The organism is Pseudomonas sp. Mb7 (assembly GCF_054790525.1).
In genome coordinates this window covers 2,346,089-2,359,362 of sequence record NZ_CP186501.1, presented here as the reverse complement: position 1 = coordinate 2,359,362, position 13,274 = coordinate 2,346,089, and the positions used below count along the sequence as shown (strand labels likewise).

The following is a 13,274-nucleotide window of genomic DNA, read 5'->3' as shown; positions in this document are numbered from 1 at the left end:
ATCAGCCGGCATCTCTGTTAATGACACACCGCTATCGCGAGCAGGCTCACTCCTACAGGGTTCGGTGTCAGGCAGTACCCTAAGTGTTGAATCGCACGCCCGGTTTGGCGCGCTCATCCACACTCAACTCAAACACATCCGGCCGCGCGTAGTGCCCGACCACATCGTAGTCATAGCGCGCACGCACCAGTTCATCGGTGTCAATTTGCGCCGTGAGCAACCCCGCCTCGCTGCGCAACGGCCCTGCCAGCACATCGCCCATCGGCCCGACAATCACGCTCCCCCCGGCAATCAACGGGCGATCCGCCGGCCAGTTGGCAATCTCCACGCCCAGTTCATTCGGTGACGCTTGCACCTGACAGGCGCTGACCACAAAGCAACGGCCTTCATGAGCGATGTGGCGCATGCTGACCTGCCACATCTCGCGCTCGTCGACGGTCGGTGCGCACCAGACTTCGATGCCTTTGGCGTACATCGCCGTGCGCAGCAGAGGCATCATGTTTTCCCAGCACACCACCGCGCCGAGCTTGCCAACCTGACTGTCGAACACCGGCAAGGTCGAGCCGTCGCCCTTGCCCCAGATCAACCGTTCGGTGCCGGTGGGCATCAGTTTGCGATGTTTGCCGACGAGACCAGCCTGCGGGTCGAAATACAGCGCCGTGCAATACAACGTGCTGCCAGCCCGTTCAATCACGCCGATCACCAGATTGGCCCCGGTGCGCGCCGACAGACCGGCGAGCGCTTGCGTTTCGGCACCCGGCACATCGATCGCATTGGCAAAATATCGGGCATAGGCTTCGCGCCCCTCGGGCAGGCGATAACCCAATTGCGTGCCGAAGCCCTCGCCTTTCGGATAACCACCCAACAGCGCTTCCGGCATCACCACCAATGCCGCGCCAGCCTCGATGATCGCGCCCTCCCAACTCAGAATCTGCTCCAGGGTCGCGCTTTTGCCTTCGGGCAAAGCGCCGATTTGCAGCGCAGCAACAATTGATTTGGCCATCGCGATAACTCCATGAGGTTCAGTGGTTGCCGATTCTGCGGCGCAGCGCGATCATGAATAAAGCCCCATTCACTGCTGAATGATATGAGCCAAATGAATATCGCCACGGTCGACCTCAACCTGCTGAAAGTCTTGGAAGCCCTGCATGAAGAGTCCAGTGCCAGCCGCGCGGCATTGCGACTGGGGGTGACACAATCGGCGGTCAGTGCGGCGCTGCGCCGCTTGCGCGAGGTCTACGGCGATCAATTGTTCGTGCGTACCGGGCGCGGTCTGGCACCAACGCTCAAGGCCAATCAATTGAAACCGGTGGTCAGCGAAGCGCTGAACAAGTGCCGGCAAAGCCTGGCGATGGTCGATCCGGCGGCGAACCAGTACGACGGCCGCTCGGTCACCGTAGGACTGTCGGATGATTTCGAAATTGCCTACGGTCGCCGCCTGATCGAGGAAATTGCCCGCAGCGCTCCGAAGTTGCGCCTGATCTTTCGTCAGACTCATAGCCAGATCGTCGCCCGCGCGCTGATGGAGCGCAGCATCGATCTGGCGATTACGGCCGGAGGCTTTGCCGAGCGCTTGCTCAGCCGTCAGGTGTTGGGCGAAGGCGGTTATGCATGTCTGGTCGATCCGGCGAGCCTTGCGCCCGGTCAGCAGCAGATCGATCTTGAGGAGTTTGTCGACCGCGAGCACATCCTGGTGTCGTCCGGCGGCTTTATCGGCATCACCGATGAGGGCTTGGCGACGCTGGGCCTGACTCGACGGGTCTGCGCGTCGACCACGCATTTCGCCGCGCTGCCGTATTTGCTTAAGGGCAGTCGGGCGGTGGCGACAATTCCGACGCATGCCGCCGAAAGTATTGCTGAGCTCAGCGGCCTGGCGCTGATGCCCTGCCCCCTGAAGCTGCCGCGTTATCCGATCGAACTGGGCTGGCGTACCAGCACGCAGATCGATCCGGTGGTGGTCAAAGTCCGCGAAGCGATTGCCGCGACGTTCACCTGAAGCGTTACTTGTTCGCGGCCATCAGGCGATTGACTTCACTGCGCACCATGTTGGCGAATTCTGGTGGCGACATGCCGTCCAGTTCCGCGCGGACCCACTCGGCCCATTTGCCTTTGCGCTTGCCACGCTCGCCGAACAAACGCGCGGCTTCGCCTTTGGCTTTGCCCAGATTGTTCTGCCAGAGTTCGAACAGACGGGATTTCTCGTCTTCCAGCGCAGCGCGCTCTGCGAGTGACTTGTCGGCCAGATTGAAACTCATGGGGAATTATCCTGCTGCGTAAAATGGCGACATCTTACACGCTCGACGGAAATCTCCCGCGCAGGTTTTTATTTCTGACCTAAATTCAGTGCAACTTTTCAGCAAGCGCCACACTCCATTGATCACTGTCCATTCAACTGCAAGGAGTCACCCAATGGCCCGCAAATCCGCCGTGCAAGCCGCCGAAGATCAAATCAAGGATCAGGCCTTCAGCGAACTTCAGGCTCTGATCCAAGAGTCCGACAAACTCCTCAAGAGCAGCGCCTCACTGGTCGGCGAGGAAGCGGAAACGCTGCGCGGACAAATCGCCCTGAAACTGCAACAGGCGCTGGATTCGGTGTCGAGCGTACGTGATCGCACCAAACCGGCGGTCGATGCCACCGAAAGCTACATCGGCGGTCATCCGTGGCAGACCGTGGCGATCTCCGCCGGTTTCGGTCTGGTGGTTGGCTTGCTGCTCGGCCGTCGCTGAGTCAGGCACACAAAAAAGGCGAACCCGCTGGGTTCGCCTTTTTTATGCCTGCGTATTTTTGCCGGCTTTGAACCAGTTCCGGGCTTTCAGAACCTGAGCTCAACTCGATCTTTCACGTCGGCGCACATCCCCCATTCACCGCGGCCAGTCCCCTCTCCCTCGGGGAGAGGGCTAGGGTGAGGGGCTTTTGATCTTTGATCACGCCCCCGCCAGTTCACGCAACTGCGCCAGCGTCTGCGCATCCAGCACAATGCCCTCAGCCAGCGACTTGCTGCGCTGCCAATGCCTGCGATCGCCCGGCAACCGCTTGAGGCCGACACTGTGCATCTGCCGCACCAGCTCACCACTGCGCTCGGCAAAACTCTGCCCGGCGGCTTTGCTCGGGTCGATGACGATCAACAATTGCCCGGTCCACGGCGTCTTCGCCCCGGGATGATTGGCCCAATCGAACTCGAAAGAAAAATTCCCTCCCGTTAATGCGGCCGCCAGCAGCTCAACCATCATCGATAGCGCCGAACCTTTATGCCCACCAAACGGCAGCAACGCCCCGCCCTCGAGAATCGCCTTGGGATCCTGAGTCGGCTGACCGAGGCTATCCACGCCCATTCCGACGGGCAACCGCTCGCCTTTGCGCGCAGCGATCTGCACGTCGCCATGGGCGATTGCGCTGGTGGCCAGGTCGAAGACAATCGGCGCGGCGCCGGCCCGTGGCGCGGCGAACGCAATCGGATTGGTGCCGAACAGCGGCCGGTCGGCGCCGTGCGGCACCACGCAGGTCATGCTGTTGACCACGCTCAGCGCCACCAGCCCTTCGTCGGCAAATGGCTCGACGTCCGGCCACAACGCGGCGAAATGATGCGAGTTGCGAATCGCCAACACGGCAATCCCGGCACTACGCGCCTTCTCCACCAGCAACGACCGGGCGGCGGCCAGTGCCGGTTGGGCGAAACCGTTGCCAGCATCGACACGCACAAAACCGGCAGCGACATCTTCGACTTGCGGCACCGCCTGGCCGTTGACCCAGCCGCTGTTCAGGGTCGAGACATACCCGGGCATGCGGAACACGCCATGGCTGTGGGCACCATCACGCTCGGCGCCGGCGCAGTTGGCGGCCAGCACTCGGGCGACTTCGGCGGAGGTGCCGTGGCGCAGAAAAATCGTTTCAAGCAGTTGCGTCAGCGCTTCAAGAGACAACGAGGACGAGACAGCAGAGGACACATGATCGTGTGGCGCAGACATCTGAAGCTCCAGAATGATTATTGGAGGGAACAACAGCGTACGGACGACTTGCCCGCCGATTAACCATGCCACAGCTGTCGGCTGTCAACCCTTGGATTGGCGATGACGGGCGTTGGCTCATGGCACATTTCAACTCGACGTGTGCGGTAACTATGTACCGCCTGCACAGCGACCTGCGTACCTACTCTTGAACTCCCCGCCCACGGCGCCCCGTTCAGAGTTCCAATGATGTCCAGCCTCCTGCTATTCCCCGAGATACTCAAATCCCCGGGCCGGCATGCCAGCCTGGGTCGGACCCACGGCCTCAACAGCAAAGATTTCAGCTGGCTCGCACATGTGCAACTGGCGACCCACGCCCTGCGCAGCGAACAAACCCCGCCCATGCTCGCCGAACGCATTCTGCTAAACGCCGACAAGCAACTCGCCATCCCCCTGCCCGGCAGTTTTATTCTCGGCACTGGGCCGGATGACCATGGCGTGTTTTTGTACACACCTTACGACGGTCTGAAAAAATACAGCGATTACCAGACGCTGATGGACGCGCTGCAAACACGCCTCGATAACGCTGAAGAAACCGATGATCTGTTGGCCTTTCTCAGTGTTTTGCTGCGCAAGGAACTGGTAGAGAAACGCGGCATTACCCTCACCCGCGAAACCATCGAAGGTGATGTGTTTGACGATCAAAAAGCGGCGATCAGCCAGTCTCAGGACACCTGCGCCCGCGATGTGCTGGATGAGCTGAAACGTCTGCCGTCGCTCGCCACCTTGCTGGAGAACATTCTCGGCGAACTGCTCGAACCGCATTTTGGCGATTTACCGCAGTCGCGCACCCGCGTCGGTTTTTACCTCGACAGCGCCCCGATGTCCGCGGAGATGAGGCAATGGGTCAGTTCGCTGTCATTGAGTGAAGCGCTGCTGCTGCACTTTCGCCGTCAGGGCTGGCCGCGCGGCCAGACAGCGGAATTCTCCCACCCGGCCCGCGCAAGCCAGGCGGCTGACCAGACCGCCTGGGGCGATGCGATCAAGTCCGCATCGGGACGACTGACCATGCTGCTGTTTCGACAGCTAGAGGCCTACTGGAATGCCGCGGCATTCGAGGGCTCACCCAGGCGCACATACTTCAGCCAGGCGTTAAAGGATCAAATGCGTGCAGATCTGATGCTCAAGCGCGAAGCGGAAATCCTGTCTGCCACTGAATTCGACGCCTTGCACAGCGTGATCCGCGAACCGAATGTGGCGTCCCGGCGGCCCAACTTCGAAACCGTGTGTTTGCGCGAGGACACCGCCTACATCGAACTGGCCGGGTCGCTGATGATCAACCATGACAAGGCTTATCTCTACACCCCTACCCAAGGCTTGCAAGTCCTCACCAACTACGCCGATCTCAAACAGACGCTGACCGCCAAACTCAATGCCGCCGGCCATGAAGACGAGCTGTACGGACTGATGAACCTGGAGGAGCGCAATCGCTATCTCGGATTTGCCCACGCGCAAGTATCCGGGGAAAACATCGGCGGCGACATCATCAGCACGCTGTTTGAAGCGATCCTCACCAAACAACGGCAAAACATTGAATTCGTCTTGCAGCTCTTCCGCCAGAGTGAACGCACAACCGACATCCATGCGCTTTTCGACAAAGCGCTGGATATCCGTTCGATGATTCATGAACGTCTGCTCAAGCTCGACGTCAACGAGCGCTGGAGTACCCGACCGTTGTTTTCAAGTGCGCCGCTCTCGTCACGGGTGCAGACCGACAAGGCCAGGCAACTGGCGATAAAGCTTGAACGCGCCGAGGAGAATCTCGGCAGTCACTTCAAGGATCAGCCGACCACCAGCAACGCCGAACAACGCGTGTTTCTCGAAGGTATTCGATGGAAACTGGCACAGGCCTTTGAGGATGGCGTGCGCGCTGAGGCACACATAAGGAACCTCAGCGGTTCCTGGCAGACGGCCGAGCGAAAGATTATCGATGCCGTGTTCGATGCAAAATACGCCACACGCAGGGATCGTCAGTCACTCAATGGCTTCCGGCCGGATGCCTGGTCGCTCAGCGTTACCTGCGCAGGCAAAGCCGATGCACTGTCGCTTGCGCATTGCGTACTGTTGACCGAGCGCGGAGGCATGGACGTCGAGCATTCCGGGCGTGCGATCCTGTGGACGCCGGCCATGGGTCTGGAATCGTTCGACGACATCGCCATCGCGCAGAAGCAACTGCAACAGCGCCTGGACAACAACAACCAGTCTCAGACACTGCTGGAAAATCTGCCAACGGCGCACTATCAGCTGGATCAACAATACACACTGGACCCGTTCCAGTTGATTGAAGGCAACGTGTTGAACGATCGCATGCAATCGGCCATTGAACACTTCCTGGCCCATTGTGAGGCATTACGCGTTTGCATCACGGACAAGGACGTACTCGCCAGTTTCCTTACTCAAATAACAAACACCGCCATCGATACCAACTTGCGCCGGGCCATCGACCTGGCCCGGGCTTTCGTCCGCCAGCAGGACTTCCCTGACTGGTTACGCATAGCGCCGGTCACAGAACAACGCACGCAACTGGCACTGCTGGATGAAGTGCGGCGCAGCGTTATCGATGGCAAGGATTTTCTCCACGACGTCCCCGCTTTAGCCAGCCATGTGGAGCAGACGCTGAAAACACTGCTCGACGCCCGATTCCCTGGCACTGATCTCAAACCAAAGCAGATCCAGATCACCCCGAATCTCACGCTGGCAGGCCCGCCCTGCAACCTGCTCGATTTTGCCTTGCATCACTACAACATCGTGCAGGACACCGGGTTCAAGGTCGCCTCGACCATCGCCAGCGCTTTGCCAGCAACTCTCGATCAGTCTGCGGTTCAGCAACTGCTGCAATCCCTCGACATCACCACCGCCTACACCCGGAAAGTCACCGAGGCGCTCTCATCCGACACTGAGCCGGCACGCACCAGCAAAGCACGTTTCCTCCGTCAGTTGCCGTGGCAGTTGATGCAGCACGCGCACGCCTTGAAGTTGCAACAACAGTTGTCGCAAAGCGGTTTCGACTACGTTTGCCAGGTTCTGGACATGCCCGACGGCGTAGCGCGCGCCACCGTAGAGGGCGCTCACGCCAGTGCTTGCCCGCTGTCATTGATCAAGACCACCGGTAGCGATTTCGTCGACGCCCTCGGACTTTATGTCATTGGCCCCGGGGCGGGACATACAGGGCCACGCGTGCTCTACGCATCCTACTCGCGGTTCGTATTTCGTGAATTCGAGGACGAGGCGCAATTGATCGAGGCCTTAAATACACCGGGGCATTTTCAGGACCTGGTCATCCGGCGCTTGCCTTCCGGGCAACAAGCCGTCTTCAAGGATCTGCTGAACACGACGATTGGCAAGACCAGTGAAATCAAACTTCACAGCATGCCCATCACCGGCAATCTGCTGGAGCATTTGCACAAGGACACGCTCAGCCTTCTACCGCAACTGCTCGCTTGCCAGCCGCAGATCAACGCACAAGCCGATTGGGAAACCGCGAAGTCCCTGTTCAGTCACGGTGTGCGCCTGGTTCCCCATCTCTTGTCGGGGAAAATCGCCTCGTTGTTTTTTCTCTGGAAAAGCTACAACGACTTCAAGGAGTCCGCCGAAAACCTTCAGGATCATCATTGGGCCAACGCTCTGAAAGGCTTTATCGCCGGGGCGTTATCCCTGTTTAGTCTGGGTCGGCTGTCCTGGGAAACAGAGGCAGAGGCGCAAACGGCCGAATTTGCCTCCGGGGCGCAGGCCACTGGATCAAATGTTGCCGAAACCGGCGCGAACACCACGGAAAAAACCGCCGCTCGCTGGTCAAAAGTCCCACCGATTACCACCTCCCGCGCGAACTTGCAGTCTTATGAAACGACCACCGCACTCGACAGCCTCACACTTGATAGCAATAAGCTGGTTTACGGGGATTCATCCAGCACGCACAAATATGCAACGATTGCCGGCAAGGTTTATCCGGTGATCCAGGCCGAAAAAACCTGGTACTTGCGCAAAAAAGACGGGGGCCGTGGGCCGGCGCTTGAGCAGAAAAACTCACGACTGGTGCTTGCCCACGCCAGTCAGGCCGTGCATCGCTGTCGATCGAGGAGGCCCCTGGCTCTGCAAACCAGAGTGGAGCAGCACTGTTCAATTCTGATGCTGATCCAGGCGCGAGGGATGGCAGAGATCAACCGCCGATTTCCCGCCAGAGCCTTCGTGATTCAGCAAGCGGTTACCCGGGCAAGAAACTACGCGTTGTATTGCCTGTATAACTTCGTCGAACATCGCGACAACCTCGGGGGCACTCGTGTGGAAACGGTCCTCAAAGATTTTTTCGACGTGCGACAGGTCACGCCGATGCTGCTGAAGAAAATCGAGAAGGTGATCCTGCCGATTTGCCGCGAACTGACGGACCCAAAGGATGACTTGCTTTACACAGAGCGTTTTTTCGCTGGCCTCAATGCGCGCTACGACGATGACACGGTTGCCTTTGTCTTCAAGGAAGACCGGCGAAAAGTCGTGCACTTCACCGAGCATTTTTTCAATCCGAAACTGGATGTCTACACCGCTTTCTTGCCGCCCAGGTTCAATGTTGATTCCCATGCTCGCGCGATCACGCTGCTGCACGAACTGTCGCACCTGATCAACGATAGCGAAGATTTCGTCTCCGTAGAGGCGATGAGTCCATACCCCGACCTTATCGATACCACCACCGCGGACGGGCAACAGCTCAAAACGGGTCTGGAACGTTATCGTAAATCCTTGTCACGCTCCGCTGCGCCCGAACAGTTATTCGCGAACAGGAATGAGCAAGGGCTGTGGGTAGATCTGGATCAGTTGCCGGAGCAGGCCGATGTCTACAAAAAAGTCCTCAGTCTGACCAAAACCAGAAACCTTGCAGAGGCACGTAAAGCCTTTCGCAATCCGCTCGCTGATGAAGCACGCATCGAAGTGCTGATGGCCAACGCTGACTCGATCGCCTTACTCATCAGCGAAATGGGCAGACAACTGGATCCGCCAACGGCGCCGATACCGTTGCCGGCGCCGACTTCAAGCCAGGCGGATTCAGTGCAAGCGTCACCGTGACCACCTGGACAAAAAAATGCGCCGGTCTAAGGCCGGCGCATTTTTTAAGAACACACTGAGTATTTACCGCGTGATCAATCCTTCTGATCGCGCAAAATATTGCCCGATGCGCCGTCGATGCGGAACTCGTAAACCACGCCGTCCGCCTTGCGTCCTTCACCTTTCCAGTAGCCGTCGTTGTCGGCTTCGATCTCGTAAACCTCGACGTAACCGGCCTTGGTCTTGACGATCTCAATGGCTTTTTCGATGGTGACCCAGCCAGCGCCCGGCCGATCGGCCAATGCTGCGCCAGCACTGAGCAAACCGGCCGTGGCAATCAACGCTGCGAATGTCTTCTTGATCATTTGTTTTCTCCATTTGTGGATAGTGGTCTTGGTCGTCCTGCTTTTTGGGTGCCTGAGGGAAAAATAAGTTCCACTTTGATGGGTAAATGCCATGACGGTTGTTCTCGGTCACTTCCCGACAAGGTTAGAATGGGCGAAATCAGGACGAGTCAATGACCCAAGACACTCTCTCGGAAGCCGAATACGATGCGATCACCGATGCCGCCGCGCATTGGTGCATGCGGGTGCACGCCGATGACTGCACGGACGCCGAACGTCGTGCATTCAAGCAATGGCACGACGCTCATCCCCTGCATGCATTCGAGTACGAGGCCATGCTGGAAATCTGGGAGGTGGCCGAACATTTGCCGCGCCCTGAATCCGTTCCGGTTATGCCAGCCCGTCAGACTTCGCGCTCGTGGCGTCAACTCGCTGTAGCGGCCGGCGTCTGTGCGCTCGCCCTGCCGCTGGCGGCGTACACCGGCTGGAATCTGGGCTGGCTGCCCAATAGCTATCAGCATTTCGCCGCTACCGATACTGTCCGCCAGGTCACGCTGAGTGACGGTAGCCAACTCGAACTGAACCTGAACACTGATCTGACCTTCAGCAATTACAAGGACGAACGCCGCGTCACCCTGAAAAAAGGTGAAGCGTTCTTTACGGTCAGCCACGACATGGCCCACCCGTTTGTCGTCCGCGCAGGCGAAGGCAGGATTCGCGTCACCGGGACGCGTTTCAATGTCTGGATGTATCAGGACCAAGTGCGTGTGAACCTGATCGAAGGTTCGGTGCTGGTCGCCAGCAATCGCTCGTTGCCAGGCGATGGTTTGCGCCTCGGCCCGTCAATGCAGGCGCGCTACAAACAGGGCGATTACATGCCCCAGATCAGCCAGACCTACCCTGGTGATACCTCGCTGGCCTGGCGCAACGGCAAATTGGTACTCGATAACCTGGCACTGAGCGAAGCACTGCCTCTGATCAACCGTTATCTGAGCAATCCATTGGAGCTGGCGGATAACAGCACCGGTACGATTCGCGTGGGTGGCATCTACAACATCAAAGAGCTGAACAATCTCGCCAACAGCCTGCCCAAAGTGCTGCCGGTCTACCTGACCCGTAACAAGGAAGGTAACCCGGTGATCAACTCGATACCGCAACAACCGCCAAAAAGCTGAAGGCCTCACCCCTTGCAGGATGCGGCCCTCTGGCTCAACGTAATTGACGCTCGGGTTTACTGAGTGGCGACCTTCCCCACTTTGTCCAGTGTCTGGCGCACAGTCTGCACCTGATACTGCGGGTCAGCCTGAATCTGCTGTTCGGTGAACGGCAGGACACTCCACTGTTTCTTCGAGAACGCCTCGGTCTGATCCCGCGAATACTTCGACGCCGGATCGCTCGACAGCGAGAACGCCAGTAGCCCCTGGGCGTGCGGGCCCTTTTCGTCAAAGGTCACGACTTGCAGGTAGCTGGTGCCACTGACCACTTCGAGTTTGCCGTCTTCACGCGGCACGCTTTGGATAGCGTTGTAGATGCCTAGCGTGCCCGGCCCACCGTGAATTGGCGTCTGTTGCCCGCCGCTGCTGACAACCTGGATATCCCCCCAGCGGGTCTGCGGCTTGAGGCCCATTTTTGTGCTCGACTCGACCGATGCCAACATGGCCTCACGCAGTGCCTTGGCCACGGTTGGCTGCTCGACCGCCAGACCGCGCGGCGTGTGTTGCGCATCTTTGGGATCGAACGCGACACGCCAGACATCCGGCGAAGCCTGCAAGGCCTGCATGATGTTGTGGAAATGCATCAGGCCCATACCCGAATCAAGATTGGCACGGCCATCCCAAGCTTTAAGGCTGGTGCAAACCGGCTTCAGCGCTGGCGCATCGACACCGAGGTCAGAAGCACAGAACTTCAACAGATCCGGCACCACCTGAGTCGCCAGGTACACCTGATCGTCCATCACCATCTGCTGCAGATCCTTCACCGCCAGCGGGCCTTTTTTACTCAGCGTGCTTAAGCGATCCAGAGCAAACCGGGAGCGCAAGCCCAATGGTTGGCCGTCCTGACTGATCAGCGGCGAGAAACCGGTCAGCGGTTGCGCCGGGTTGGCCAGCCACGCCGAGTCGTTGGAGTGCTGAACGAAGTCCTTGCGCAGCAGTTGCGGCAATTGGCTGGAAGCATAAATACCCTGCTGCGCCGCTTGCGGATCAATGTCCCATGCGCACGCGCTGTTGGAGCCATCCAGCACGATCATCTGCGTGCCGATACGCGGATCACTGCACTTGGTCAGTTTCTCGGCGTTGACGTTCGGCACCACCGACAGGTTCATGTACAGCGTCTGGCCTTTGTCATCCACGGCCAGGGTGTTGACCCACGGAATGCCCTGAATCTTGTGTACCGAATTCTGCAGTTCCTGAAGCGTGGACGCCTGATTCATCGCGTACCACTGGTTCAGCACGCGATCATTGTCGATATTGGCATCGCGCAGGCTGTAGGCGAACTGATTGTCCCAGTCGAGCTTGCCCGGCCACTGCACGATCGGGCCAAACTGCGAGCTGTAGACATCACGCGAAACCGGCACCACCTGGCCGTCGGCCTGTTTGACCTGCACGGTCACGGTCTGCTTGTTCAGCGGCAAGGATTGGCCATCGAGCATATAGCGTGTGGAATCCTTTGGATCGAGTTGCAGACGATACAAAGTGAAGTGTTTCGACGAATCAACCGTGTGCGTCCACGCCAGATGCTGATTGAAGCCGATATTGATCATCGGCAAGCCTGGCAAGGCAGCGCCCATGACGTCGAGCTTGCCGGGGATGGTCAGATGCATTTGATAGAAGCGCATGCCACCGACCCACGGGAAATGCGGGTTGGCGAGCAACATCCCGCGCCCGTTGAACGAGCGCTCGCTACCCACCGCGACAGCGTTACTGCCACGGTCCAGAGCGAAGCGCTGCTGACGCGCATCGGCCAACTGATAGGCCTGCACATCGTGTTCGATCACCGCGCTCGCCTGCGGCGGCGTAGCCCCAGCCAGCGCCTCGGCAAACTGCCCGACACCACCCTCGACCAGCAGACGGCGGGTCAGCTTCACCAGATCTTGCGGTGCAATCTCACGCACCCACTCGCCCTGACACTGTGGCGGCAAGCCTTGCTGACGACGCTCGCCCAGATAGCGGTTGTAGCCCGCGGCATAGCCTTCGACCAGATCACGCACCTGCGCAGGTTGCGCCTGCCAGAACGCCTTGACCGCTTCCGGTGTGTTGAGCCAGGTAAAGAACACATCGCTGACACGGTTTTCACGCTGCTCGACGGTGAACTGGTCCGGGCCGAAGTAGCGTGAACGCTGACCATTGACCGTCACGATCTCATTGGCCAGCAGACAGAGGTTGTCCTGCGCATAGGCATACCCGATGCCGAAACCAAGCCCTCGCTCGTCCTGCGCACGAATATGCGGCACACCAAAAGCGGTACGGCGAATATCGGCGCTGACATCCGTGGCCGGGCTGAACGCATAGGCCGAACAACTCAGCCCGAAAGCCACGCCGGCCAAGGTCAGTCCCATTAACTGTCTGGAAATTATCACGCTCGCTCCTGATCGACATGCCAAAGAGCGAACCCGGCGCTGGCACGGATCCGCTCTGGAAACACCCACGCGTCCACGCGCAATGAGCCTGTCCAAGAAACGAAGTCAGAGGAAAAAATTTAGGCTCTCCACGTAATCCCCGAAGCAGAATCAAAAGCCCCTCACCCTAGCCCTCTCCCGGAGGGAGAGGGAACTGACCGAGGTGATTGCCAGAGTTACGCCGACTTGAAATACCGAGCCGAACTCAAATTCAGAAGCAGATCAAAAGCCCCTCACCCTAGCCCTCTCCCGGAGGGAGAGGGAACTGACCGAGG

At 58.8% G+C, this 13,274-nt stretch carries 9 protein-coding genes; 4 read left to right on the top strand and 5 right to left on the bottom strand.

Translation table 11 applies throughout. From position 1 onward, the window contains the following. Positions 1-79 precede the first annotated feature (79 nt). Positions 80-1,003 (bottom strand): carbon-nitrogen hydrolase family protein, encoded by a 924-nt coding sequence (locus ACOYXH_RS10790; RefSeq protein ID WP_095050752.1) that lies wholly within the window; start codon positions 1,001-1,003, stop codon positions 80-82. Positions 1,004-1,087: 84 nt separating this feature from the next. Here ACOYXH_RS10790 and ACOYXH_RS10785 point away from each other — a divergent pair, with 84 nt between their 5' ends. Further along, positions 1,088-1,996, top strand: a complete 909-nt coding sequence (locus ACOYXH_RS10785) for a LysR family transcriptional regulator (RefSeq protein ID WP_460410673.1) — start codon at positions 1,088-1,090, stop codon at positions 1,994-1,996. Between the two features lie 4 nt (positions 1,997-2,000). Here ACOYXH_RS10785 and ACOYXH_RS10780 read toward each other — a convergent pair whose 3' ends face one another. Then, on the bottom strand, positions 2,001-2,255 hold the full coding sequence (locus tag ACOYXH_RS10780; RefSeq protein WP_007917411.1) for a hypothetical protein: 255 nt from the start codon (positions 2,253-2,255) through the stop codon (positions 2,001-2,003). 154 nt (positions 2,256-2,409) lie between these two features. Between ACOYXH_RS10780 and ACOYXH_RS10775 the strand changes: the two genes are divergently transcribed. Next, the gene (locus ACOYXH_RS10775; RefSeq protein ID WP_007917413.1) at positions 2,410-2,727 is read left to right on the top strand and encodes an ElaB/YgaM/YqjD family protein; all 318 of its coding nucleotides are present in this window, start codon (positions 2,410-2,412) and stop codon (positions 2,725-2,727) included. 198 nt (positions 2,728-2,925) lie between these two features. Here the strand turns inward: ACOYXH_RS10775 and ACOYXH_RS10770 are convergent, their stop codons facing one another. Further along, positions 2,926-3,966, bottom strand: a complete 1,041-nt coding sequence (locus ACOYXH_RS10770) for an Ldh family oxidoreductase (protein ID WP_460410672.1) — start codon at positions 3,964-3,966, stop codon at positions 2,926-2,928. A 228-nt stretch (positions 3,967-4,194) separates the two neighbouring features. On the opposite strand from ACOYXH_RS10770, the gene ACOYXH_RS10765 reads away from it, so the two are divergent. Then, positions 4,195-9,060: a dermonecrotic toxin domain-containing protein gene (locus tag ACOYXH_RS10765; protein ID WP_460410671.1), complete on the top strand. Its 4,866-nt coding sequence runs from the start codon at positions 4,195-4,197 to the stop codon at positions 9,058-9,060. 74 nt (positions 9,061-9,134) lie between these two features. Here the strand turns inward: ACOYXH_RS10765 and ACOYXH_RS10760 are convergent, their stop codons facing one another. Further along, on the bottom strand, positions 9,135-9,404 hold the full coding sequence (locus ACOYXH_RS10760) for a PepSY domain-containing protein (RefSeq protein ID WP_093432877.1): 270 nt from the start codon (positions 9,402-9,404) through the stop codon (positions 9,135-9,137). A gap of 152 nt (positions 9,405-9,556) precedes the next feature. On the opposite strand from ACOYXH_RS10760, the gene ACOYXH_RS10755 reads away from it, so the two are divergent. Continuing rightward, entirely contained in the window at positions 9,557-10,558 is a 1,002-nt protein-coding gene (locus ACOYXH_RS10755) for a FecR family protein (RefSeq protein ID WP_460410670.1), read from the top strand. 56 nt (positions 10,559-10,614) lie between these two features. Here the strand turns inward: ACOYXH_RS10755 and pvdQ are convergent, their stop codons facing one another. After that, on the bottom strand, positions 10,615-12,960 hold the full coding sequence (gene pvdQ, locus ACOYXH_RS10750; RefSeq protein ID WP_460410669.1) for a bifunctional acylase PvdQ: 2,346 nt from the start codon (positions 12,958-12,960) through the stop codon (positions 10,615-10,617). Between the last annotated feature and the right edge of the window lie 314 nt (positions 12,961-13,274).

What these genes read in the sequence shown, in the direction of transcription:
- ACOYXH_RS10790 (WP_095050752.1), bottom strand. Translation starts at nt 1,003, where the DNA reads ATGGCCAAATCAATTGTTGCTGCGCTGCAAATCGGCGCTTTGCCCGAA.
- ACOYXH_RS10785 (WP_460410673.1), top strand. Translation starts at nt 1,088, where the DNA reads ATGAGCCAAATGAATATCGCCACGGTCGACCTCAACCTGCTGAAAGTC.
- ACOYXH_RS10780 (WP_007917411.1), bottom strand. Translation starts at nt 2,255, where the DNA reads ATGAGTTTCAATCTGGCCGACAAGTCACTCGCAGAGCGCGCTGCGCTG.
- ACOYXH_RS10775 (WP_007917413.1), top strand. Translation starts at nt 2,410, where the DNA reads ATGGCCCGCAAATCCGCCGTGCAAGCCGCCGAAGATCAAATCAAGGAT.
- ACOYXH_RS10770 (WP_460410672.1), bottom strand. Translation starts at nt 3,966, where the DNA reads ATGTCTGCGCCACACGATCATGTGTCCTCTGCTGTCTCGTCCTCGTTG.
- ACOYXH_RS10765 (WP_460410671.1), top strand. Translation starts at nt 4,195, where the DNA reads ATGTCCAGCCTCCTGCTATTCCCCGAGATACTCAAATCCCCGGGCCGG.
- ACOYXH_RS10760 (WP_093432877.1), bottom strand. Translation starts at nt 9,404, where the DNA reads ATGATCAAGAAGACATTCGCAGCGTTGATTGCCACGGCCGGTTTGCTC.
- ACOYXH_RS10755 (WP_460410670.1), top strand. Translation starts at nt 9,557, where the DNA reads ATGACCCAAGACACTCTCTCGGAAGCCGAATACGATGCGATCACCGAT.